Here is a 22784-nt window from a genome sequence, read left to right as displayed (position 1 = left end):
GCACTGACTCGTAGCTGCTTCATTGATAAAATCCATCTGTTCCCACATCAATTAGGAGTGTTTTGTGTCTTCTTTAAGTCAATTACAGCCGCCAGTATTATGGCAGTGGTTCGAACAAATTTGTGCTATTCCACATCCTTCTAAACATGAACAAGCCCTTAGCCAACATATTCAAGCTTGGGCAAAAGACAAAAAATTAGCGATTATTGAAGATAATGTCGGTAACCTGATTATTCGTAAACCTGCCACTAGCGGCATGGAAAATAGAAAAACAGTTGTGCTGCAGGCCCATTTAGACATGGTGCCACAAAAAAATGCTGATAAAGAACATGACTTTGAAAAAGATCCCATTGACGCTTATATCGATGGCGACTGGGTAAAAGCAAGAGGCACAACCTTAGGGGCTGATAATGGTATTGGCATGTCATCGGCCTTAGCAGTGCTCGGCAGTGATGATATTGTTCACGGCCCTTTAGAAGTCTTGCTGACTATTGATGAAGAAGCGGGAATGACAGGTGCATTTGGTTTAGAAGCCGGCATGTTGAAGGCTGACATTCTCATTAATACTGACTCAGAGCAAGAAGGCGAGATTTACATGGGCTGCGCAGGTGGCGTCGATGGTGAGCTTAGCTTACCTATGCAATGGCAAGCGCCCAATGAGCAAGCTCAAGGTTTTCGCTTAAGCTTAACAGGACTAAAAGGCGGACATTCTGGCGTTAATATTCACCTCGGGCGTGGTAACGCCAACAAACTATTAGCTCGCTTCCTATTTGACAATGCACAAGCGCTATCGATACAGTTGGCTAAATTTGAAGGCGGTTCATTGCGTAATGCGATCCCTCGTGAAGCTGAAATTGAATTCACCATTTTGCCGACTCAGTTATCTCAATTACAAAGTGAGGTCACTCATTTTCAAAATGTATTACGCCAAGAGTTAGCTATCATTGAACCTGAGGTTGAGCTCATCTTAACAGAAATTGTAACGCCCACTTCAGTAATGGCAGAAGCAAGCCAAACAGGGCTCATTAACCTTATTCATGCTTGCCCTAACGGTGTCATGCGGATGAGTGATGAAATTGAAGGCGTGACGGAGACCTCCCTTAATCTCGGTGTTATTCATACTCATAAAGACAATGTCACCTTGTTATGTTTAATTCGCTCTTTAATCGACTCAGGCCGAGATAATGTCGAAGGTATGCTCAATGCCTTGGGTCAATTAGCGGGGGCTCACGTCGAATTTAGTGGCGCTTATCCCGGTTGGAAACCCGATAATAGCTCACCAGTGATGGCCAGTGTGCGAGAAATTTATGAAGATATTTATCATAAAGAACCGACCATTATGGTGATCCATGCAGGCCTTGAGTGCGGTTTATTTAAAAAACCTTACCCCGATATGGATATGGTCTCCATTGGCCCGACAATTCGCTATCCTCATAGTCCCGATGAAAAAGTGAACATTACGACTGTGGGTCAATACTGGACATTGTTATTGGCCATTTTAGAGCGTGTTCCTGTTAAAGCTGGGTAGTTTTCTCTAAAAATAAGCCAAAGTAATCATTTTTATTACTTTGGCTTACCTTTCACGCATCAATAGCAATTTCATCTAAAGTCCATTAAAGATCTAAGTCTAACTGGTCCATTTTATCTTTTGTGCCTGTATCTAGTTTTTTCTCATCAGAGCTTAAACCCACCGAAATCCCCACTAAACGGATCCCCCGCTCATGACGTCGCATTAACGCTTGTTCTAAAAGTGTATAAAATAAATTCAATGATATTTCATCGCTACGATGCTCAACCGTTGTCTGTTTAAAATCATTGAATTTCAACTTCACCACTTGCTTATGGATCTGTCTATTATTCGCACTTCGCTTAACTCTTTTAATGAGTTCAGGGATCAATGTTTCCATCACAGATTGACATTGCTCAAACGTAAAAATATCCTTTGCCAGTGTGGTTTCAACGCCCACTGATTTCCGTATTCGATGAGGTGAAATGCTTCTAGAGTCGATACCTTGAGAGCGCTCAATGAGTAATGCCCCAAACTTACCAAATTTAGCAATCAGCATTGATGCAGAGAAACTTTGCACATCCCCACACGTATGTAACCCAAGGTCGGTTAACTTTTGAGCTGTCACTTTTCCCACACCTGGGATTTTTTTAAGGGGGAGAGACTTCACAAATTCGGGGACCATTTTAGGTAAAATAACATATTGTCCATTAGGTTTATTTAAATCTGAGGCAATTTTGGCTAAAAATTTCACTGGCGCAATGCCTGCTGAAGCGGTTAATCCTGTTTCAGCAAAAATATCAGCCCTAATCGCTTTCGCAATGAGTGTGGCTGAGCCCTGGCAATATTGGCTATCTGTCACATCTAAATAGGCTTCATCTAACGATAAGGGCTCAATTAACTCCGTATATCGCTTGAAAATTTGCTGGATCTGTTGCGATACACTTTTATACACCGCCATTCTACCTGGTACCAAAATGAGATTTGGACACAACCTCAGAGCATAAGCTGATGCCATTGCAGAGCGAACGCCATATTCACGGGCTTCATAATTGCAGGTACTGATCACTCCACGTCGATCGCTGCGGCCTCCCACTGCAATGGGTTTTCCTCTCAATTCAGGAAAATCTCGCATTTCGACAGCCGCAAAGTAACAGTCCATATCAATATGAATAATTTTTCTCAATACCCTTTCCACTTAAAATCAGATCCCCCCCTACTATACTGTATATAAAAACAGTATTAAAGATAGCTTTATTCGATAGCCAATTTAAATCGAAATGAATAATTAAAAATAGAAAATAATAGCTTTAAATACAAATAATAGAATTTAACTTCGCACTTAATGTTCGATAGATTAATAGAAAAAAGAATTAGTCTATTAGCCGAATATAGTCATTCGTATAAGGTGCATTTAATACCTATGACTGAGGTAATGACTAGGGTATTAACATAATCTTATTGATACAAAAACCAACAAAAAATAGACCAATAGACGTCTATACACTGAAAGAAAAGTTGTTTATTATCATGATATTAAATTTAATTGTGTTTCTTTAACACCTTAATGGACTAAAACATAGAATTCAGCATTTGGGGCACACGCTCCCTGTTGATTTACTGACCTCAGCTTCATCGCAATGAGACTGAACCACAAAGGAAAGAGACATGAAAAAATTACCTATTGCGCTTGTCATCAGCGCCTCACTCTACCACTACACGGCGCTTGCCGCCGATCCTTATGAAAGCCTGTCGGCTCCAAGCACGACCTCACAAGCGGTTGCGGTTGCCTATGAAACATATGATCCAACATTCTATGAGCCAGCCCCCGCACCTGTATATGAAACATATGAACCCGTTCCATGGGAACCAACTAACCCACCAGTGGTAACTAACCCAGGTGGGCCCACACCTTGGGAGCCGACTGATCCAGAAAGACCTACATATCCGGAGTATCCAACTGATCCAAGATTTCCAGATGAAACATACGACCCTTATACTGGCTCAGTTTCCGAACTAGGGGGATACGATGGTTCAGCATATGCTGCCCATGGTAGCTTAGGCTATGCGAGCTACGGAGGTTTAGGTTATGCTTCTACTGCTTATGGTGGATATGACCAATTTGGTCGACCATCTGACGAACATCAAACAAGTTATTACAGAGATCCATATACTGGAGTTATTTCCTCATCAACTACGGTTTATGATTCCAGCGCTACTCCCACAACCATCACTGAAAATTTTGATTCAAACAATAATTTAGTATCGACAACGACACATACTGTTGGAGAAGATGGCGTTTTTATCACAACCATACAAACGGTAAACGAACTCGGTGGTTTTACCACAACCACTGAAACCTTTGATCGAAGTGGAATCACGACCACCACACTTGTTACAAATGCCGATGGACAAGCGTTTACTTCCTTCGCTGCGGCCCAGGCCGCGCAAGAGGAAGTCGATAGGTTAGCCGCCGAGGAAGCTGCGCAAGAGGAAACCGATAGACTCGCTGAAGAACAAAGACTCGAAGACGAAAGACTTGCTGAAGAACAAAGACTTGAAGACGAAAGACTCGCTGAAGAACAAAGGCTAGAAGACGAAAGACTCGCTGAAGAAGAAGAGGATAGACTCGCTGAAGAACAAAGGCTAGAAGAGGAAAGACTCGCTGAAGAACAAAGACTTGAAGAGGAGAGACTTGCTGAAGAACAAAGACTTGAAGAGGAAAGACTTGCTGAAGAACAAAGACTTGAAGAGGAGAGACTTGCTGAAGAACAAAGGCTAGAAGACGAAAGACTCGCTGAAGAACAAAGACTTGAAGAGGAGAGACTTGCTGAAGAACAAAGACTTGAAACCGAGAGACTCGCTGAAGAACAAAGACTTGAAACCGAGAGACTCGCTGAAGAACAAAGACTTGAAGACGAAAGACTCGCTGCTGAAGAAGCCGAAAGATTAGAAGCTGAAAGACTTGCTGGTCTCGCTGAAGCAGAAGCCGCTGTCGTAGCAGCTGCTAGACTCGAGATCATCGAAGCAGCGAGACTGACTGCCATGAATAGAGTTGAAGGTGAATTGGATAGAAGCCCTACACGCCTTCAACCTAGAGCCATGCCCACCATGCCTACTTCCACCTTTAGTGCACCTGAAATGGCGTTAACGGCGAGAGTAGCTGATGCAATGCCCGAGCGCAGCTTTACTGCACCCGAATTGACCCTCACCGCTGATGAGGCCGTCACTCCTGATTTAGCCCCTATTGCGATTCCAAGTAAAATGCCAGTCAATATTGTTGACCCTACTCCCACTAATGAAGTTGACACTAGTCATACCAATCGGGCATTAGGTGTTCAAGATGGTAATGATAACGCACTGGTCATTAATCAAGGTGTAAACAGTGAGACTAACTTAGCCGATCTATTTCAGTTTGGTAATGACAACAATGCTAAGTCCATCCAGACTGAAAGCAGTGATTCATTTGCCATTATTGAACAACTCGGTTTTGGTCAAGTCAGTACCATTAGCCAAAGCGATGTGAAAAATGCCGATGCTGCTATCTTCGCTTTTGGTGATGATAATACAGGGGTTATTTATCAGCATGATAACGCAAGTAACTCTAAGGCAACATTAGTGCAATCTGATAATAATCAGCAAGGTTACATTACCCAAGCAGGCATGAACAGTGACGCTTTTGTCGTTCAATCCGGTGCGCTGAATTATGCTGAAATTCTACAATCAGGATACAGTAACTTCAGTAATATGGTACAAAGTGGTAGTAACAATACTGGCTTCAACACCCAAACAGGTGATGAGAACGACACAAATACTTATCAAGAAGGTGATCAACAAACAGTGTATGTGTTACAAGCTGGCAATGGTAATAACGCTACAACCACTCAAACCGACGGGCAAAATACTGCCGCTATAGAACAAAATAGTGTTAATAGTGATAAAAGCTATGCTGAAATTCATCAACATGGATTAAACCAAACCGCCTATATCGTTCAAGATGTATCGGGCGATAATAATACTGCGGATGTCACTAATCAATCAGGTGCTCTCAATGAAATTGTGCTGCAACAATCAGGAACAAACGGAACATTACGTACGTCTCAAAATGGAATGAATAACCGAAGTTATGGTATACAAGGAGGCGATAGTAACGATGCATTGATGACTCAAATTGGCGATCTTAACCGAGCTGACACGTCAACTTATGGTTATGACAATGCTGTGAAAATCTTTCAAACAGGTAATAGTAACCAAGCTTATGGCTATACCTATGAGGGGGCTGAACAGAACACATTAACGCTAACTCAAACAGGTGATCATAATACTGCAACGGCAGGCGTTGAAGGTTTTAATAACAGTGTGAACAATGTGATTGAGTTCATTCAAGCTGCGAATGGTAACAATGCCACTGCAGTGACTTCTGGCAGTAGTAATGATATAAAAGTGACTCAGAACAGTCATGGTAATAATGCTGAAGTCAGCAGCTTAGGCTCACTCAATAGCATGAATATCAACCAATCCGATTCTAACGGTGAAAGCCTAGTCGGCAACAACAGTGTGGCAGATCAAGTCGGTAATAGCAATGAACTGGACATTACTCAGCTAGGTGGACTAAACCGAGCCTTTGTTAGTCAGTCAAGCGATAGAGTCGCTACTACTATTAAGCAAACGGGTACCAGTCACAAAACCTTCATTGATCAGGGAGGGAATACTGTTAATGCGATTAAAACCCATATTGATGTTACTCAAACCGGTGTAAATCAATCGGCTTATATACAGCAAAATGGTTACAGTACTTCAGAACAATCGATGAGTGCTACTGTTAATCAATCAGGTAGCGATAACGCTGCTGATTTAATTCAAACAGGGAAAAGTCACGACCTAGTCGTCACACAAAATGGCGCCATCAACCGTGCTTCAGGAGTACAAACAAGTAAGTATGGCAGCGCATCAATAACGCAGCAAGGAAATGATAACTCAGCATTTGTCGTTGATAATGGTGGAGATAATACTTTAAATATTACTCAAACATTGGACAGTAACCATGCTTATGGTTACACCGATAACACTGCTGATAATACCCAAATAACCCTCACCCAAAACGGTATTGATAATGCAGCTACCGCGGGTGTTGAAACCGGCAATAGCAATGTTATAGCGCTGACTCAAACAGGTAATGGCAATACTGCGACTGCCGTCGCTTTGGGTAACACAAATACCATTAATGTGACTCAAGAGGATTTTTCAAATAATTCCGCAATTAGCAGTTGGGGCTCAAGCAATACGGTTACAGTCAACCAAAATGGCGGCGATAACGAAAGCCAAGGAAATAATACTAATATTGCGAATCAAGAGGGTGATTTAAATACACTAAAATTGACTCAATCAGGTATTAACAATATCGCATATACTGATCAAAATAACGTTCAAAGTTATATCGATATTAATCAAACTGGTAATGAGCATAAGGCCTCTGTCGCTCAAATGGAAGGACATAATAACCATACCCAAGTTACTCAAAATGGAGATACGCAATCTGCACATATCGTACAAGATGGTTACATGCATCACACCACGATTAATCAACTAGGCACTATGGGTGAAGTTGTGGTCGCGCAATCTGGTCATGATAATCGCATGTCCATTTCACAAGATGGTTTAGCTAACCAAGCTTACACGACTCAGACAGGAAAATATTCAGTCGTACAAATAGAGCAAACAGACGCAGATAACTATGCCTCCGTTCAGGATAACGGCGTCGATAACGATACCTTTATTTTACAAGGTAACGGTAATGGTAATACGGCTTATGCTTATACACTTGCCTCAGCATCAGGATCTGATATCGATTTAGTTCAAATCGGCGAATACAATCATGCGACTGCAGGTATCGAATCAGGAATGGAAAATGCTATAGGGATCTCACAAAGCGGTAATTATAATCATGCTACTGCGGTGGCCAGTGGCAATGGCAATATAATTACAATTGATCAGTATAATGCCAGTAATACAGCCAACGTGAGCAGTTATGGTAATAATAATACAGTAAGCATTATGCAAGGATCTTCAGTAGCTAGTTGGGGGAATTAATATTATTAATATAAAATAATTCTCTTACTCTTAACGTGACTATTGATAGCAATTCAATAGTCACGTTTTATTACTAAAACTAAACTCTCTTCCATCAATATTTAATGATCACTTTAACCAATTTCTAACCGACTCCCTATCATTTAGGGATAAAAAATTGGCATGAGCCTTTTCATCTATTGGTAAGTCATTCACACTAGACGTCTCACACTCAATTCAATACTTACCCATGATATTGTCGACTCAACGACCAGAACCCAGCTCCCTCAAGCAAACCTTTTTAACAACAAGCATAGTGTACGTCGAATGGGTGGAATACGCACTTTATCTCTATCTTGGCACTGTTATTAGCCACTATTTTTTCCCACAGGCTTTAGGCGATAATGCGTTATTATTCACTTATGGTATTTTTGCCATTTCTTACATAGGCCGCCCGTTGGGTGGGTTACTCTTTGGCTACTATGCGGATAAAAGAGGACGACGTCCGCCACTCATCATTAGTGCATTTCTCATTGCTTTTGCCACAACGAGTATTGGGCTCATTCCTAGCTATGAACACATAGGTATTATTGCCCCTATTTTATTACTCATATGCCGCTTTATACAAAGTATTGCTGTGGCTGGGGAATTTAATAATGCGTCCATTTATTTAATAGAACATGCAAGAACAAAGAAAATATTAGCAGGCAGTTGGGTGGGCTGCGCAGCGTCAGCTGGAATGTTTACAGGTGGGCTCATTGCTTATATTCTTAGCCAAATAGAATATCAGAATGCTTGGCGTTTTGCCTTTGTCATAGCGGGAATATTTTCTTTACTGATCATGTACTTTCGGAGCGCATTATCTGAATCTCCTCTATTTACGCTTGCAAGATCTCAAAAAAATTCCCCCTCGTTGTATCAGCAGCTAACAAAACATAAATTAGGGCTATTGAAAATCGCCGTCATCGCTGCTTTTATGTGTCTTTATATTTATACTTGCAATGTGTATTTCATGAGTTATATGGTCACTCGATTAGGCTATACAATGAGTGAAGCAAGCTTATACATGATGCTGACACAAGCAGGCGTAACGCTTTTTATCCCTATAATGGCAATGATTGCCGAGCGTATTGGTTTAGAAATCATGATGAAAACCATGATCCCAAGCATTTGTATTATGGCATTGATACTTTTTTGGGGGGCAAGTGTTGGCAGTGATGCAATAATCATAATAGGATTAAGCCTCTATGTCATCGCGAATTCAGGAATTTCTGCAAGCATTTTTAAATATATGTTTGACATACTACCGCTGCATATTCGCTGCACAGGCACCAGCTTTATCTACAGTCTTTCGGTGGCTATTGTAGGAGGCAGTGCCCCTATTCTGGCAGCCTTTCTCATTAATCAAGACTACCTAATGGCACCCGCATATTATATATGCTCAATCGGATTAATTTCATTTATTTTAATCAACCTAAAAACAACTTGGCATGCAGAGCGGTGAACTAAAGTCGTCAGTCAAGCCATTTAGAATAACTGATTCAACATTGCCATTTCATCATCAGATAATATCGCTGCAGTGGTGGATGTTGAAGCAGGCTTTTGGTTGAGCGCTTCTTCAAGTGTACCAATGCGTAATAACAATAAACACACCGCATTTCTCAGTTCGCCATTACTCTGTGATAACTCTTCTATATGACTCATTATGACCTCTTTAATCTAGATTTTTAAATGTGTCCACACAGCAATCAATTCTTTTATTTAAGAATGGATTAAAAGTATATCAACATCAAAAAATCCACATAGAAAAACCATGTAAACTTGTTAATATAGTCCAGAAAAAGCTAATACTCATCAGATCATATCTCACAATACAGGAGTTAATCAAAACTACTTTAGCTTGTATGCTTGACTATAGATAACCTTATTTGGCAAAAAAACTCAAGCCAAAATTAACATTAAACTTACAATTATCACAAAAAAGTCATTTGTAAGGCCTAATATTACGCACACAGCGACAAAAAAACACGTTTATCTTTGGTCTTATTTATCACATTTTTGACTGTAAGTAATTGTCTAAGCCTACTTTTTCAATTAATCCTAATTGCTTTTCAAGCCAATACATATGATCAGCCTCGGTATCTTCCAATAATACCTCCAAAATTTCACGAGTCTGGAAATCTTGTTTTTCTTCACACAATTTGATCGCTTGACGTAAATGACCCGCTATCATGTATTCATATTGCAAATCATTCTCCAGCATTTCTTTCGGATCTTTGCCTATCGTTAACGCTTCTCGCTTAATAACATTAGGCGTCCCTTCAAGAAATAAAATACGTTGTATTAACTGCCGAGCATGTCCTCTCTCATCCTCAGATTCATGAGAAATTTGCTCATGTAATTGATTTAGCCCCCAGTCTTCATACATAAGCCCGTGCACAAAATATTGATCCATTGCCGACAGTTCACCCGCAAGCAAACTATTTAGCATGTCAATAATTTCACTATTACCTTTCATAATCACTTTCTCCGCATTTAATCCATTTTAGATTGCAGATAATTCTTAACACCTGTCATCGCAATCAAGTCTTGTTGCGCCTCTATCCAATCAAGGTGCTCTTCTTCATCCTCTAATAAGTCTTCAAATAAATCTCTTGAAACGTAATCCTGCATATTTTCACAAACTTCAATAGCTTGTCGTAAAGTGACCAACTGTGCCTCCAGCATTATTTTGTCACATTCAATCATCTCCTGCGCATGCTCACCGATACGCAATTTATCCAATTGCTGTAAGTTAGGTAGGCCTTCGAGGAACAATATTCGCTCAATGAGCTTATCGGCATGCTTCATATCTTGAATCGATTTTTTATATTCCTTGTCGTCTAACTCATTAAGTCCCCAGTTTTTAAACATACGGGCATGCAAAAAATATTGATTTATTGCCGTCAACTCACAGGTCAAAATTTTATTTAACTGAGCCAGCACATTCGCTTGACCTTTCATAATTAGCTCCCTTAATTGATCGATTAATGACTACAAAATGTAGATAAAAAAAATGATAATAAATAAAGTGATCAATATCAAAATAATAGAACAATTAAAAATTAAATCAAATTAATTAATAATTTCAACATGTTATCAAATATTAATCATTCTCATTTAGACTATGATTCCTAACTGAAATATCAATTAGCAACAATTGAAAAACCAAAGACTTGCTTAAAATTAAACAAGATGAATGCATGAAATCGATGTTTTTTATTAAGAAGTTAATATGAAATAGCACTATTAATAAAAGAAGGTGTAATAAAAAAATATAAAAAAGACTACCTTTTGCAGTAGCCTTAACGTATTAGTTTATTCGCATCACAATTAAATAATACGATTTTTAGTTAACTTCTCTTTACGGGAAGCTTCACCTTCCATTTTCGCTTTACGGGTATCACAAGGATCGTCACAATCACAGGCTTTATCAATGCCTAAACTTCCCAGTCCTCCACAGCTACCCGCAACGGCTTTTTGCTTTAACAGGTAGCCTATTGACATTAAAAAGAAAAAAGCTAACAACACGACAAAAGCGGCAATAAAACTGCTCATACATAACCTCGACTACTTCGAAACAAAAGGTTTAAAGGCGTCACTGTAAAACACCTTAAAGCCATCATCTCTCTTCTCTATCAACATTATCGCAAGATTTTCACGTTTAGCAAGTGCTAGTGACGCTTGCGTTCCCAATACCATCATGGCTGTCGCGTAACCATCTGCGACCATGCAATCTTTATTGAGCACGGTCACAGAGGCTAATCGATGCTTAATCGGGTATCCGGTTCTAGGATCGATCAGATGTGAAAACTGTTGGCCGTCCTCTTCATAATAATTACGATAATCACCTGATGTGGCCATCGACATATTCCCAGGACTAATAACCTGCTGTACAGCCACTCCCTCTTCTGAAGGTTGCTCTACCGCAATACGCCAAGCTTGATGATCTCCTTTTGTGCCTTTGAGGCGAATTTCGCCCCCCACTTCAACTAAATAACCTTGAGGTTGATATTCATCTAACAATGCCGCGACTTTATCCACGCCAAAACCTTTAGCGATTGATGACAAATCAACATATAAGTCGTCATGAGTCTTACCTAAGCGTGTACCATCAACCTGTATATATTGGATCCCCGTTCTTGCTTTTTGTTTATCAATTTCTGCTTGAGTCGGCTCTGTTATCGGACGTTTATCAGGACCAAACCCCCATAAATTCACTAAGGGTCCCAGTGTAATATCTAAGGCACCATCAGTGATCTTATAAAGCTTAATCGCTTCATTAATCACTTTAACCGTATCGGGTGATACATTAATTGTGTCATGACTGCTCATTTGATTAAAGCGAGACAATTCAGAATCAGGTCGATAAGTCGACATTTGATCGTTCACTTCTTCTAAGGCCTTATCGATGCGAACCTGTAGCACCTTCGCATCGATGGTTTTCTTACCCGGCATGATTTTTATATGGTAAGTGGTTCCCATAGTATTGCCCGATAATGCAATCACCTTATTCGACTGACTGCAAGCTGAGATCAAAAAAGCGAAACCGACCAGAACAAACCAATTTGTGAATACTTTCATTTTCATAACCTAAAACCCTACCCACAACGTTAATACATATATTTAAATGACTTAAAAACGATATTTCTAACTCGTTTAAACACATTTTACCTATCGTTAAAACAAAACTGCAGAGCCTTAGCTCTGCAGTTTTTACATCAAGAATGACAATTAACCACCAAAATCATCCAGTAGAATATTTTCATCTTCTACTCCAAGGTCTTTTAGCATACCAATCACAGCCGCATTCATCATTGGAGGACCACACATGTAGAACTCACAATCTTCAGGCGCGTCATGATCTCTCAAATAGTTCTCATAAAGCACATTATGAATGAAACCAGTATAACCATCCCAGTTATCCTCTGGTTGAGGATCGGAAAGTGCCACATGCCATTGGAAGTTTTCATTGGTTGCTGCCAAGCCATCAAAATCTTCAACATAAAACATTTCACGGCTAGAGCGCGCACCATACCAGAAGCTGATCTTACGCTTGCTGTTAAGACGCTTAAGCTGATCGAAAATGTGCGAGCGCATTGGCGCCATACCTGCACCACCACCGACAAACACCATTTCAGCATCAGTCTCTTTAGCAAAGAACTCACCAAATGGACCTGAAATCGTCACTTTATCGCCCGCTTTTAGGCTCCAAATGTACGATGACATTTTACCACAAGGCAAGGTCAAATTACGTGGCGGCGGCGTCGCAATACGTACGTTCAGCATGATGATCCCTTCCTCTTCAGGATAGTTCGCCATGGAGTACGCACGAATGGTTTCATCATCGACTTTTGATTCTAACTTGAAGAAACCAAAATGTTCCCAGTCACCACGGTATTCAGCTGGTACATCAAAATCGGCATATTTCACATGATGCGCAGGCGCTTCAATTTGAATATAACCGCCGGCACGGAAAGGCACCGACTCGCCATCAGGGATCCCAAGCTTTAACTCTTTAATAAAAGTGGCTTTGTTATCATTGGAGATAACTTCACACTCCCACTTTTTAATACCAAAGATCTCTTCTTCAAGCTCAATTTCCATGTCAGCTTTTACATTTACCTGACACGATAGACGACAGCCACCACGGGCCTCGCCTTTAGTGATGTGATCAAGCTCAGTCGGTAAGATGTCCCCACCGCCAGATTTGACGACAACGCGGCATTGACCACATGAGCCACCACCACCACACGCACTCGATACGAAGATACCGTTATCGGCTAATGCACCTAATAACTTGCTACCCGCACCAGTTTTAATCGCTTTATCAGCATCATCGTTGATGCTAATCGTTATATCACCGCTTGGCACTAATTTTGATTTAGCGAACAAAATCACTAATACCAATACCAGTACAATAGCGGTAAACATACCCACACCTAAGTAAACCTCAAGTGGAGTAGATTTAAGCATATCCATTAACTTATCCTTAAAGGTTCTAAAAAGAAGCCGTTAATACGTCTCTTTACAGAGACACACCTGAAAACGACATGAAACCTAACGCCATAAGACCTGCTGTCACAAAGGTTATCCCTAAGCCACGAAGCCCACCCGGCACGTCAGCATATTTCAGCTTCTCACGAATACCCGCTAGCAAAACAATCGCTAATGCCCAACCGATACCCGAACCTACACCAAATACAACACTTTCAGTTAAGGTATAATCACGTTCAACCATGAACGAAACCGCACCGAAAATCGCACAGTTTACCGTGATCAAAGGTAGGAAAATACCGAGCGCATTATAAAGTGGTGGAAAGTACCTATCTAACGTCATTTCAAGAATTTGGACTAAAGCTGCAATGACCCCAATGAAGGTAATAAACTTTAGAAAACTCAGATCTGCCGTTGGTGCGCCAGCCCAAGCCAATGCACCTGGGGCGAGGATCCCTTGATAGATGATTTGGTTAACAGGCACAGAAATCGCTAATACCACGATAACCGCCACACCCAATCCCATCGCAGTCGTCACTTTCTTTGAAACCGCTAAGAAAGTACACATCCCCAAGAAGAAAGACAGTGCCATGTTTTCGATAAAAACAGAGCGAATTAATAAACTAATATAATGTTCCATCGCCTTTATCCTTTCGCTTCGACTTGTTCAGGCTTAATGGTACGAATGATCCAGATCAACGCACCAATCAAGAAGAATGCACTTGGCGGTAATAGCAATAAGCCATTTGGCTGATACCATCCACCTTCAGAGACTTTCTTCAAAATTTCAATGCCAAACAGTGAACCATTACCAAATAATTCACGAATAAAACCGACTGACATTAAAATTGCGCCATAGCCTAAACCATTACCGATACCGTCCATAAAACTCATCATTGGCGGTGTCTTCATTGCGTAGGCTTCTGCGCGCCCCATCACAATACAGTTAGTAATAATTAAGCCGACAAAGACAGATAATTGTTTTGCCACATCATAAGCGTACGCTTGCAATACTTGGTCAACCACGATCACCAATGAGGCAATAATCGTCATTTGAACAATAATACGCACACTGCTTGGAATGTGGTTACGGATCATTGAAATGAACAAGTTAGAAAACGCCGTCACGGCCGTTAAAGCAATACTCATCACCAAAGCCGTTTCCATCTTACTGGTCACAGCAAGTGCACTACATACCCCAAGGATCTGCAATGCAATAGGGTTATTGCTAATGATAGGTCCAGTCAGAACCTGTTTAAGTTCTTTAGCGTTAGCCATTAGCTAAGCCCTCCATTGCGCGCCTTTTCAATAAAACGAGCAAAACCTTCGTTACCTAACCAGAAAGACAATGAATGCTGTACACCATTACTGGTTAGTGTTGCACCAGATAAGGCATCAACACCATATTGTGAAGAAGCAATTGCAGGATTTTTGGTGACCTGAATAGCGAGGTTACCTTTATCATCAAACAATTTCTTGCCTTTCCACTTCGCAATCCACTTTGGATTTTGAACTTCACCACCCAAACCTGGTGTTTCACCAGAGCCCGTAAAGTCATAATAAATCAGACTTTGAACCGTGTTTAAGTCAGGTGATACCGCTAAAAATGCGTACATGGTGGACCAAAGGCCATAACCTTGAATAGGTAAAATAACCGTTTGAAGTTCACCTGCATCATTATGGACTAAGTACACTACCTGATCTTTCGCGACACGCTTGACTGAAGCGATATCATGTTTAGGCACAAATGATGTTTTAGGATTACGCGCTTCAGACTTAGTATCGAAAGTATTCGCATCAATACCTTGTACAAAGTCACCTGTCGCTAAATCAACCACTTTCGCTTCAACATACTTATTATAAGTCGCTAAAACAGTGTCTTTGTCAACACTCCCATTGCTAGTATCAATCAAACCAGCCGCTTCGAGAATGTACTTTTGCTTATCCAGTAATTTATTTTGCTCTTGAGTCGGTCTTAGTAAAACCGCCGCTGCAGACACAAAAATGGAGCAAACAAAACATAAACCCACAACAATAAATAGGGTTCTGCCGAATGAATCTTTATTACTAGCCACGAGCAATCCTCCGCTTGATGTTTGCTTGAACCACAAAATGGTCGAATAGCGGTGCAAATAAGTTTGCAAACAAAATCGCTAACATCATACCTTCAGGGAACGCTGGGTTAAGGACACGAATAAATACGGCCATACCACCAATCAAAATACCGTAAGCCCATTTCCCTTTATTCGTGAAAGAGGCCGAAACCGGATCCGTTGCCATGAACATCATACCAAAGGCAAAACCGCCGAGTACTAAATGCCAATACCAAGGCATAGCAAACATCGGGTTCGTATCACTGCCGATCATATTCAGTAACAATGACACACCGATCATACCCGCCATGACACCACCCACAATACGCCAAGACGCAATGCGAGTGTAAATGATCACTAAACCACCTAATAAAATGGCTAACGTCGACACTTCACCAACAGAACCAGGAATGAAGCCTAAGAAAGCATCCCACCAATTCTGGTTAAAGCTATAATCAAGTGTGCCTTGTGCAGCTTGACTTAACGCCGTTGCACCCGAGAAACCATCGGCAACAACCCAAGACGTATCGCCTGACATATTCAATGGATAAGCAAAGAATAAGAAAGCACGACCTGCTAACGCAGGGTTAAGGAAGTTACGCCCTGTGCCACCAAAGATTTCTTTAGCAACAACCACACCAAAGGTGATACCCAATGCGACCATCCATAATGGAATGGTTGCCGGTAACGTCAATGCAAATAAAATGGAGGTAACGAAGAAGCCTTCGTTGACTTCATGACCACGCACGGCAGCAAATAAGACTTCCCAGATACCACCCACAATGAAAGTCACTGCGTATATCGGCAAGAAGAAACAGGCACCATACCAGAGTAAGGTCGCGACACCTGAGTCGGTTCCCAATTGTGCGCCAAACAAGCTAAACAAACTCACTTGCCAAGTATCTGGCGAAGCAAAACCTGCCGCTAATGCATCTTGTGCTTGCAGACCAACGTTGTACATACCCACAAACATCGCAGGGAAGGCACAAGCCCACACAGTAATCATCATACGTTTTAGATCAAGATTATCACGAACATGGGTACGACCCTTGTTCACATGACCCGGCGTATAAAAACCGGTATATACCGCTTCAAAAAGCGCATAAAACTTCTCGTATTTACCGCCTTTTTCAAAATGCGGTTCAATACGGTCGAAAAACTGCTTTAAACCCATTAGCCTTCCCTCACAATCGTATCTAAACAGTCACGCAGATACGATGCATAGTCGTACTTACCAGGACAGACGAAAGTACACAATGCCAAATCTTCTTCATCTAATTCAAGCGCACCTAAATTTGCCGCACCATCAAAATCACCTGACACTAAATCACGCAATAATAGTGTAGGAAGAATATCTAACGGCATCACACGTTCGTAATTTCCAATAGGTACCATAGCCCTATCTGAACCGCCTGTGCTGGTGGTCATCTTGAATAGACGAGAAGGTGATAAATGGCCTAAAAACGCACGTGTTATTGAAAACTTATCAGCGCCAGGCATTGCCCAACCAATAAACTCTTGCTTTGTGCCTTCTTCAAGTAAGCTCACTTGATGATGATAGCGACCTAAATAAGCATGAGGCCCTTTAGCATCACGACCATTGAGTACAGAGCCTGAAACTACACGTACATCACCACTTTCAAGTTCACCTTTCACTAATTCAGCCGTGGATGCGCCCACTTGAGTGCGAACCAATCTCGGCTTTTTCGCTTTAGGACCGGCTACCGACACAACACGTTGAGTATTAAGCTCACCCGTCGTAAATAGCTGCCCAATGGCAATCACATCTTGATAATTAATGTGCCAAAGCGAGCGTTTAGCTGATGCTGGCAACACAAAGTGCATATGTGTACCGACCAAGCCTGCGGGGTGTTTGCCTGCAAACTCTTCAACCTGTGCGTTAGCCGCGGGAATATCTGCTCCGGGCGCTTTACAAAGATAAACTTGACCTAAAGTCAATGTTGACAGTAAAGTCAATCCATTAACAAAATCTTGTTTATGCTCTTTGATCACAACAGCTGGATCCGCTGCATGAGGCTGGGTGTCTATTGCGGTGACGAAAATGCCGACGGTTTCAGCATCGACAGCTGGTACACGGCTAAAAGGACGGGTACGTAAAGCAGTCCACAAACCTGATTCAATCAGATTCTCACGAACTTGCTCCGTGGAAAGTGTCGCTAATGTCGCTGCGTCATATTTTGCAAAAGCAACACTTTCGTCACCTTGTACATCGATAACGACAGACTGCAACACACGTTGTGCACCCCGGTTAATTTCTGAAATTGTTCCACTAGCTGAAGCTGTATACTTAACGCCAGGGTTTTTTTTGTCTTCAAAAATAACCTGACCCTTTTCCACTTTATCGCCCACTTTGATTTTCATCGTTGGACGTAAGCCAATATACTCTTCACCTAATGTAGCTACATGTCTAATGGCTGGGCCATTATGGACAACTTGCTCAGGCCCACCAGCTAAGGGTAGGTTCAAGCCATTTTTAATTGTAATCATATCCACAAGCACTACGTTTTGAAGGAAAGACAATGCGCCGCGTTCCTGCTAAACACACAAGATTAAAAATATTTGTTATGTTGAGCTAGCGCAGGTTTATCACTGATATGCGATCGCTATCACGCTGGTCGCGCGCATTTTACCCTATATGGGACAGTATCGCCATGAAAAATATAGATGAAAAAAAGGTAATAGGAAATTAAAAGTCAAACAGTAAACATGGTCAAATTGCTAAGCTCAATCTAGCAAGGGCCCGCAAGCACTTGTCTTCGAGCGACTTTAGTCGTTATTTGTCTTTTATTATCTTCAAATAAGTCAACTCAAAACGCAAAATTAAACGTTTCCTCATCACATTACTGCATGCGAGCATTTTCATACCAACAGTAAGATCGAACAAAAAAAAAACAAAGATGAACATTAACTTTATTTCATCACTCTCTTGCTTTAACAATCTCATTGACGCTTTTAGCACCTTATGTCCTGTCGAAAATGTGCCCGTCCATACCGTTCGCCATAAAGTCACCCGCATAAAAAATAACGTGAGTCAGCTTTTCTTTTAAGTAACCAAGAATGATGCCTCTTCGCTAGAGATCTTTTAATTGCTCTTCGCTTAGACACAACTCATGGTTATGATCCACATTAATACCAGCAGCAATAATGTTTCTTGCAATGTGTTTTGCTTCATCGAGAGAGTGCATATCTTGTGCACCGCATTGATACTGGTTTAACTCAGGAACATCTGATAAGGCATTGATATTTAAAACTCCCTCCATAGAAGCTAACCAAGCATCAGCCACATCAAACTCAGAAGGAATACCGATAACACTCATATAAAAACCGGTACGACTCCCCATTGGGGATACATTGATCACACTCACGGTGTTCGTATCAAGATGAGAATGCATGAAGCCTTCAAACAAATGCTCTACTGTATGCATTCCCTCTTCATTTAGACGTTCTATATTAGGAATGCAAAAACGCAAATCAAAGACACAAATGGTGTCCCCTTTAGGGGTTGCCATCGACTTGGCTTTTCTCACTGCGGGTACGTTCATTCGCGTTTGATCAACTTTCGCGCTATCAAGTAACGGCATCTTCCTCTCCTCATTGATGACTCAGTTTCAACACAATATTTCCCTTTGGGGAAACCCTGCCTAACGAATAATACCCCTCAGCATTGCAATAATGAATAACCCATTTAAGTAAAAAGCGAATAAGCCTCACCCTTTACAATCAGGGGAGTTTGGTACTTGCATTTCATCATTCCATTCATTGGTGCTAAAAGTATGAATGGATAAAGCGTGCAAACCTTTGTTAAAAGCCTCGCTTAAAGCCTCATTGACCAACCTATGCCTTGAAAGTAACCGCTTACCTTCAAAACTATCGCTAGTAATAATCACCTTAAAATGTGTCTCAGAATTAACAGGTACGTTATGATTATGGCTCTCATTAATGACTTGTAAATGAGTAGGGTTTAATACTTGGGTCAATTTATCAATAATCTCTTGCTCTAATGACATGAGATCTCCTTACTTAATGCTAATATCATTGAAAATTAAACAGCAGAGTACTGACAACGTCTTCAAAAATCAAACCGCTTTCGACACCATTGAGGGATTCTGATACTAACAATGAAAATAAGGCCTCAGACAACGAAAAGTAAAGTTAAGCCTAAGATCTATCACTCGCCTTCTTTTCGGTAAAGCATGTTCCCAATCCGCTTGCATTGGCCAATGCATAATGAATAAGTCGCCGCTGCTCAAGACGAATTGATGCTGTCGCTGGCTTATTTTATGCCGAAGTATGAAATCTCTACTCGCTCCAATACTGATAGAAGCAATATCGCTACCTTTCAATATTTCAGGCTCATCATCACTGTGCCAGCCCATAGAATCATTTCCATTGGCGTACCGATTAACTAACACGCCATTACTGTGAAAATGAAAATCTCGTTGCAACTTATTTTTTAATTTGACGGCATATTTCGGCCAAGGCTGAGCCTTAATATAAAGAGATGAAAATCGATAATCGCAACCTTGATCAGCAAACCACACCTGCTGCCTAGGAATAGGATGTTGCTTGCCATACACAGTTATAATGGGCTTTTCAAAAGGGTAATATTGTGCTTCATCAATTAATGCTTCTATTTGCTCAACATTAAGGTAATTTTTGACCAAAGTAATGGGAGGCCGCAAATCACCTATTTTATTAGAATCGACGGTATTCAGCGCTGACTCATCACCTTGTACTTCACCGAATAGACTCACTTGTTTCACCTTGTTTCCCGCCCTATTCCCATCGTATACCTGAAGACATAAATCTGCGATAATCGGCAGCCTTCTTTCTCAAGTATTATTTTATTCTATGGCCACACAATTTTCAGTTGCGGATCTTAACCTTGATCTCTATCGCTTTCCTCGCCAAGCTAACACTCACTTACAAGCTTGGGACACGGCGGACGAACACTTAATATTATCCTTAATTGAAAATGATGTCAGCAGCATCACTTCTCCATACAAATTAACCGCTTTTAAAAATGTCGCCATTATCAATGATAACTTCGGCGGATTAACCTGTAGCTTGAGTGCACATGCCGCTCAATTGGCACACTCATTATCTATTTGGATAAAGTCGGATGCTAAAACCAGTGTACAAGGTATCCAATCCAACCTACAAAACAATCAATTATCTGCCGATCATATTCAGTGGGTGACCAGTCATACATTGCTTCCCAATAACCTTGATGCCATTTTCATCAAATTACCCAAAAACCTACACTATTTTACCGAACAACTACAAAGACTCTCTCATGTATTACCTGCAAATATTCCCATATTGATAGCCGCCAAAGCTAAAAGTATTAATGCTGCGTTATTGAGAATAATCGAGGACAATCTTGGTCCGGCCAGTGCCAGCTTAGCTTACAAAAAAACCCGCATCATCACTTGTATCAGTGACGGGAAAGTCCGTTCTTATAAAGCACAGAAGACTTGGAAGGTACCAGAGTATCAGTTGACCTTACATAATTTAAGTAACGTATTTGCAGCGAATAAACTCGATATAGGTGCAAGATTCATGCTTGAAAATATGCCTGAAGGCCATTTCAAGCATATTGTCGATTTAGGCTGCGGTAATGGCGTTTTGGGACTTCGAGCCGCACAATTGCTCCCAAACGCAAACCTATATTTTATTGATGATTCTAATATGGCTGTGGCATCAGCGAAACAAAACTGGCAAGCAAACGATTTTCCTGCTGAGCAAGGTCATTTTTATTGGAGTGATTGTTTAAATGAATTACCCAATGAGATAGTGGCTGACCTTATCCTCTGTAACCCTCCTTTTCATCAAGGAGAAGCGATAACCGATCATATTGCTTGGCAAATGTTCATAGAAGCCAGAGGGCGATTAGCGAAAGGCGGAATATTACATGTCGTCGGTAATCGACACTTAGCTTATCATGTAAAATTAAAACGTATTTTTAAAAATTGCACAACCATAGCATCCAATGGCAAATTTGTGATTTTACAAGCACAAAAACATTAAACACCTTGTATGAAAGTATCGACAATATGATTGAATTTTATTGGGTTTTCATAGAACATGAAATGCTTTCCTCCTTCATCTTCTTCAAAAATAATCAATTGAGATCCTTTAATCTGTTGATGAAGCCACTGCTGTGAAGAAATTGACGTTGTACTGGCTCGCCCACATATAATAAGACAAGGCAAGTCTATGCGCGGGATCACATCCCGCCAATCTTGAAAAAAAAAGCTATACAGTAATCGCGCAGATTGCTCTGAAGGAAGTAAATAACTCGAATGCAATAATGATTGCTTATCCGCAGGGGATACATTCTCAGAGAGCATTCTGTTCAGCGTCACCAATTTGAAGTTTTCCTTTCCAGTTTGAACACTATCAACAATATCCATTGCAGAGCTCGCTGTAGCCAATGCTCCAAAGTTTTCAATTTCACTGCTGGACCATCCAGGATTAGCAACCATCATCACAGGTTGGTCCACAAAGATCATTTTTGCCAGGTACTCCTTACCAAAAAGATCCCAATAAGACCAACTCACGCAGGCTCCTATGGAATGCCCGATTAAGATCACATTCTTTAGCGACCGAGTGATTAAAAACTCATGTAAATCTTTACTGAAACGTGCAATTCGATAACCGAAATTTACTTTCTCAGATTGACCATGCCCGCGCATATCGATAACAAACACTTGATATTTTTCACATAAGCCTTCTAGTTGACCTCTATATTGCTCAGCCGTTTGAGACCAACCAGGGATAATCACAATAGGCTGGCCTTTACCTTTAACAAGAAAGTGAAGCTTCACTCCATCACTTGTTGTAAATTCATTATGCTCTTTTGTAATCATAAACCTCTCCACATCGACAACATGCTCATACTTAACCGCAAAGTAAATATACTCATTAAGCTCACAATGAATGTTCTCAACGATCAGTACTATTTAAAATTGACGTTCATAAAATTTGAAAGTACAAAGTCATCTCTATGACAAAAGCATCAATACATAATAAAGATACAGATTTATTCACTAAGC

General features: G+C 40.8%; 20 protein-coding genes. 4 read left to right on the top strand and 16 right to left on the bottom strand.

Going from position 1 to position 22784, the window contains the following annotated elements; genetic code table 11:
* Nucleotides 1-64 precede the first annotated feature (64 nt).
* Nucleotides 65-1528, top strand: a complete 1464-nt coding sequence (locus Q0779_RS05585) for an aminoacyl-histidine dipeptidase (RefSeq protein ID WP_298770371.1) — start codon at nt 65-67, stop codon at nt 1526-1528.
* Between the two features lie 85 nt (nt 1529-1613).
* On the opposite strand, the gene dinB is transcribed toward Q0779_RS05585, so the two are convergent.
* Nucleotides 1614-2693 carry a DNA polymerase IV gene (gene dinB / locus Q0779_RS05580; protein ID WP_298770369.1) on the bottom strand — a complete coding sequence of 360 codons (1080 nt, stop codon included), beginning with the start codon at nt 2691-2693 and terminating at the stop codon, nt 1614-1616.
* A 482-nt stretch (nt 2694-3175) separates the two neighbouring features.
* On the opposite strand from dinB, the gene Q0779_RS05575 reads away from it, so the two are divergent.
* Nucleotides 3176-7597 (top strand): hypothetical protein, encoded by a 4422-nt coding sequence (locus Q0779_RS05575; RefSeq protein ID WP_298770367.1) that lies wholly within the window; start codon nt 3176-3178, stop codon nt 7595-7597.
* Nucleotides 7598-7826: 229 nt separating this feature from the next.
* Nucleotides 7827-9080: an MFS transporter gene (locus Q0779_RS05570; protein ID WP_298770365.1), complete on the top strand. Its 1254-nt coding sequence runs from the start codon at nt 7827-7829 to the stop codon at nt 9078-9080.
* A 23-nt stretch (nt 9081-9103) separates the two neighbouring features.
* Here the strand turns inward: Q0779_RS05570 and Q0779_RS05565 are convergent, their stop codons facing one another.
* The 14 genes from Q0779_RS05565 to Q0779_RS05500 form a co-directional block, all read right to left on the bottom strand.
* Entirely contained in the window at nt 9104-9280 is a 177-nt protein-coding gene (locus tag Q0779_RS05565) for a hypothetical protein (protein ID WP_298770363.1), read from the bottom strand.
* A 346-nt stretch (nt 9281-9626) separates the two neighbouring features.
* Nucleotides 9627-10094: a bacterioferritin gene (gene bfr / locus Q0779_RS05560; RefSeq protein ID WP_298770361.1), complete on the bottom strand. Its 468-nt coding sequence runs from the start codon at nt 10092-10094 to the stop codon at nt 9627-9629.
* 17 nt (nt 10095-10111) lie between these two features.
* Entirely contained in the window at nt 10112-10579 is a 468-nt protein-coding gene (gene bfr / locus Q0779_RS05555) for a bacterioferritin (protein WP_298770359.1), read from the bottom strand.
* Between the two features lie 369 nt (nt 10580-10948).
* On the bottom strand, nt 10949-11173 hold the full coding sequence (nqrM, locus tag Q0779_RS05550; RefSeq protein ID WP_298770356.1) for a (Na+)-NQR maturation NqrM: 225 nt from the start codon (nt 11171-11173) through the stop codon (nt 10949-10951).
* Nucleotides 11174-11185: 12 nt separating this feature from the next.
* Nucleotides 11186-12205, bottom strand: coding sequence for an FAD:protein FMN transferase (locus Q0779_RS05545; protein WP_298770354.1), 1020 nt, complete (start codon nt 12203-12205; stop codon nt 11186-11188).
* 144 nt (nt 12206-12349) lie between these two features.
* Nucleotides 12350-13597, bottom strand: coding sequence for an NADH:ubiquinone reductase (Na(+)-transporting) subunit F (gene nqrF, locus Q0779_RS05540; protein WP_298770352.1), 1248 nt, complete (start codon nt 13595-13597; stop codon nt 12350-12352).
* A gap of 46 nt (nt 13598-13643) precedes the next feature.
* Nucleotides 13644-14252: an NADH:ubiquinone reductase (Na(+)-transporting) subunit E gene (gene nqrE, locus Q0779_RS05535; protein ID WP_298770350.1), complete on the bottom strand. Its 609-nt coding sequence runs from the start codon at nt 14250-14252 to the stop codon at nt 13644-13646.
* 5 nt (nt 14253-14257) lie between these two features.
* Nucleotides 14258-14890, bottom strand: coding sequence for an NADH:ubiquinone reductase (Na(+)-transporting) subunit D (locus Q0779_RS05530; protein ID WP_298770348.1), 633 nt, complete (start codon nt 14888-14890; stop codon nt 14258-14260).
* Complete coding sequence (locus Q0779_RS05525; protein WP_298770347.1) at nt 14890-15687, bottom strand: Na(+)-translocating NADH-quinone reductase subunit C; 798 nt, start codon at nt 15685-15687, stop codon at nt 14890-14892. Before Q0779_RS05525 ends, Q0779_RS05530 begins: the two co-directional genes overlap by 1 nt.
* Nucleotides 15680-16879 (bottom strand): NADH:ubiquinone reductase (Na(+)-transporting) subunit B, encoded by a 1200-nt coding sequence (locus Q0779_RS05520; RefSeq protein ID WP_298770345.1) that lies wholly within the window; start codon nt 16877-16879, stop codon nt 15680-15682. The genes Q0779_RS05525 and Q0779_RS05520 overlap by 8 nt, the downstream gene beginning before the upstream one ends.
* Nucleotides 16879-18213, bottom strand: a complete 1335-nt coding sequence (locus tag Q0779_RS05515; protein ID WP_298770343.1) for a Na(+)-translocating NADH-quinone reductase subunit A — start codon at nt 18211-18213, stop codon at nt 16879-16881. The genes Q0779_RS05520 and Q0779_RS05515 overlap by 1 nt, the downstream gene beginning before the upstream one ends.
* Nucleotides 18214-18797: 584 nt before the next feature.
* Nucleotides 18798-19307, bottom strand: a complete 510-nt coding sequence (gene luxS, locus Q0779_RS05510; protein ID WP_298770341.1) for an S-ribosylhomocysteine lyase — start codon at nt 19305-19307, stop codon at nt 18798-18800.
* Between the two features lie 126 nt (nt 19308-19433).
* Nucleotides 19434-19733: a BolA family transcriptional regulator gene (locus tag Q0779_RS05505; protein ID WP_298770339.1), complete on the bottom strand. Its 300-nt coding sequence runs from the start codon at nt 19731-19733 to the stop codon at nt 19434-19436.
* A 105-nt stretch (nt 19734-19838) separates the two neighbouring features.
* Complete coding sequence (locus Q0779_RS05500) at nt 19839-20441, bottom strand: alpha-ketoglutarate-dependent dioxygenase AlkB (RefSeq protein ID WP_298770592.1); 603 nt, start codon at nt 20439-20441, stop codon at nt 19839-19841.
* A 136-nt stretch (nt 20442-20577) separates the two neighbouring features.
* Here Q0779_RS05500 and Q0779_RS05495 point away from each other — a divergent pair, with 136 nt between their 5' ends.
* On the top strand, nt 20578-21756 hold the full coding sequence (locus Q0779_RS05495; RefSeq protein ID WP_298770337.1) for a methyltransferase: 1179 nt from the start codon (nt 20578-20580) through the stop codon (nt 21754-21756).
* Here Q0779_RS05495 and Q0779_RS05490 read toward each other — a convergent pair.
* Nucleotides 21753-22598, bottom strand: coding sequence for an alpha/beta hydrolase (locus Q0779_RS05490; protein ID WP_298770335.1), 846 nt, complete (start codon nt 22596-22598; stop codon nt 21753-21755). The genes Q0779_RS05495 and Q0779_RS05490 overlap by 4 nt on opposite strands.
* Nucleotides 22599-22784 lie beyond the last annotated feature (186 nt).

Source organism: uncultured Shewanella sp., from assembly GCF_947491715.1.
Taxonomy (GTDB): Bacteria; Pseudomonadota; Gammaproteobacteria; order Enterobacterales; family Shewanellaceae; genus Shewanella.
Note: the sequence above shows the minus strand (reverse complement) of the source record. Positions and strands in the feature narration are given on the sequence as shown.

What these genes read in the sequence shown, in the direction of transcription:
- Q0779_RS05575 (WP_298770367.1), top strand. Translation starts at nt 3,176, where the DNA reads ATGAAAAAATTACCTATTGCGCTTGTCATCAGCGCCTCACTCTACCAC.
- Q0779_RS05570 (WP_298770365.1), top strand. Translation starts at nt 7,827, where the DNA reads ATGATATTGTCGACTCAACGACCAGAACCCAGCTCCCTCAAGCAAACC.
- Q0779_RS05565 (WP_298770363.1), bottom strand. Translation starts at nt 9,280, where the DNA reads ATGAGTCATATAGAAGAGTTATCACAGAGTAATGGCGAACTGAGAAAT.
- bfr (WP_298770361.1), bottom strand. Translation starts at nt 10,094, where the DNA reads ATGAAAGGTAATAGTGAAATTATTGACATGCTAAATAGTTTGCTTGCG.
- bfr (WP_298770359.1), bottom strand. Translation starts at nt 10,579, where the DNA reads ATGAAAGGTCAAGCGAATGTGCTGGCTCAGTTAAATAAAATTTTGACC.
- nqrM (WP_298770356.1), bottom strand. Translation starts at nt 11,173, where the DNA reads ATGAGCAGTTTTATTGCCGCTTTTGTCGTGTTGTTAGCTTTTTTCTTT.
- Q0779_RS05545 (WP_298770354.1), bottom strand. Translation starts at nt 12,205, where the DNA reads ATGAAAATGAAAGTATTCACAAATTGGTTTGTTCTGGTCGGTTTCGCT.
- nqrF (WP_298770352.1), bottom strand. Translation starts at nt 13,597, where the DNA reads ATGGATATGCTTAAATCTACTCCACTTGAGGTTTACTTAGGTGTGGGT.
- nqrE (WP_298770350.1), bottom strand. Translation starts at nt 14,252, where the DNA reads ATGGAACATTATATTAGTTTATTAATTCGCTCTGTTTTTATCGAAAAC.
- Q0779_RS05530 (WP_298770348.1), bottom strand. Translation starts at nt 14,890, where the DNA reads ATGGCTAACGCTAAAGAACTTAAACAGGTTCTGACTGGACCTATCATT.
- Q0779_RS05520 (WP_298770345.1), bottom strand. Translation starts at nt 16,879, where the DNA reads ATGGGTTTAAAGCAGTTTTTCGACCGTATTGAACCGCATTTTGAAAAA.
- Q0779_RS05515 (WP_298770343.1), bottom strand. Translation starts at nt 18,213, where the DNA reads ATGATTACAATTAAAAATGGCTTGAACCTACCCTTAGCTGGTGGGCCT.
- luxS (WP_298770341.1), bottom strand. Translation starts at nt 19,307, where the DNA reads ATGCCGTTACTTGATAGCGCGAAAGTTGATCAAACGCGAATGAACGTA.
- Q0779_RS05505 (WP_298770339.1), bottom strand. Translation starts at nt 19,733, where the DNA reads ATGTCATTAGAGCAAGAGATTATTGATAAATTGACCCAAGTATTAAAC.
- Q0779_RS05495 (WP_298770337.1), top strand. Translation starts at nt 20,578, where the DNA reads ATGGCCACACAATTTTCAGTTGCGGATCTTAACCTTGATCTCTATCGC.
- Q0779_RS05490 (WP_298770335.1), bottom strand. Translation starts at nt 22,598, where the DNA reads ATGATTACAAAAGAGCATAATGAATTTACAACAAGTGATGGAGTGAAG.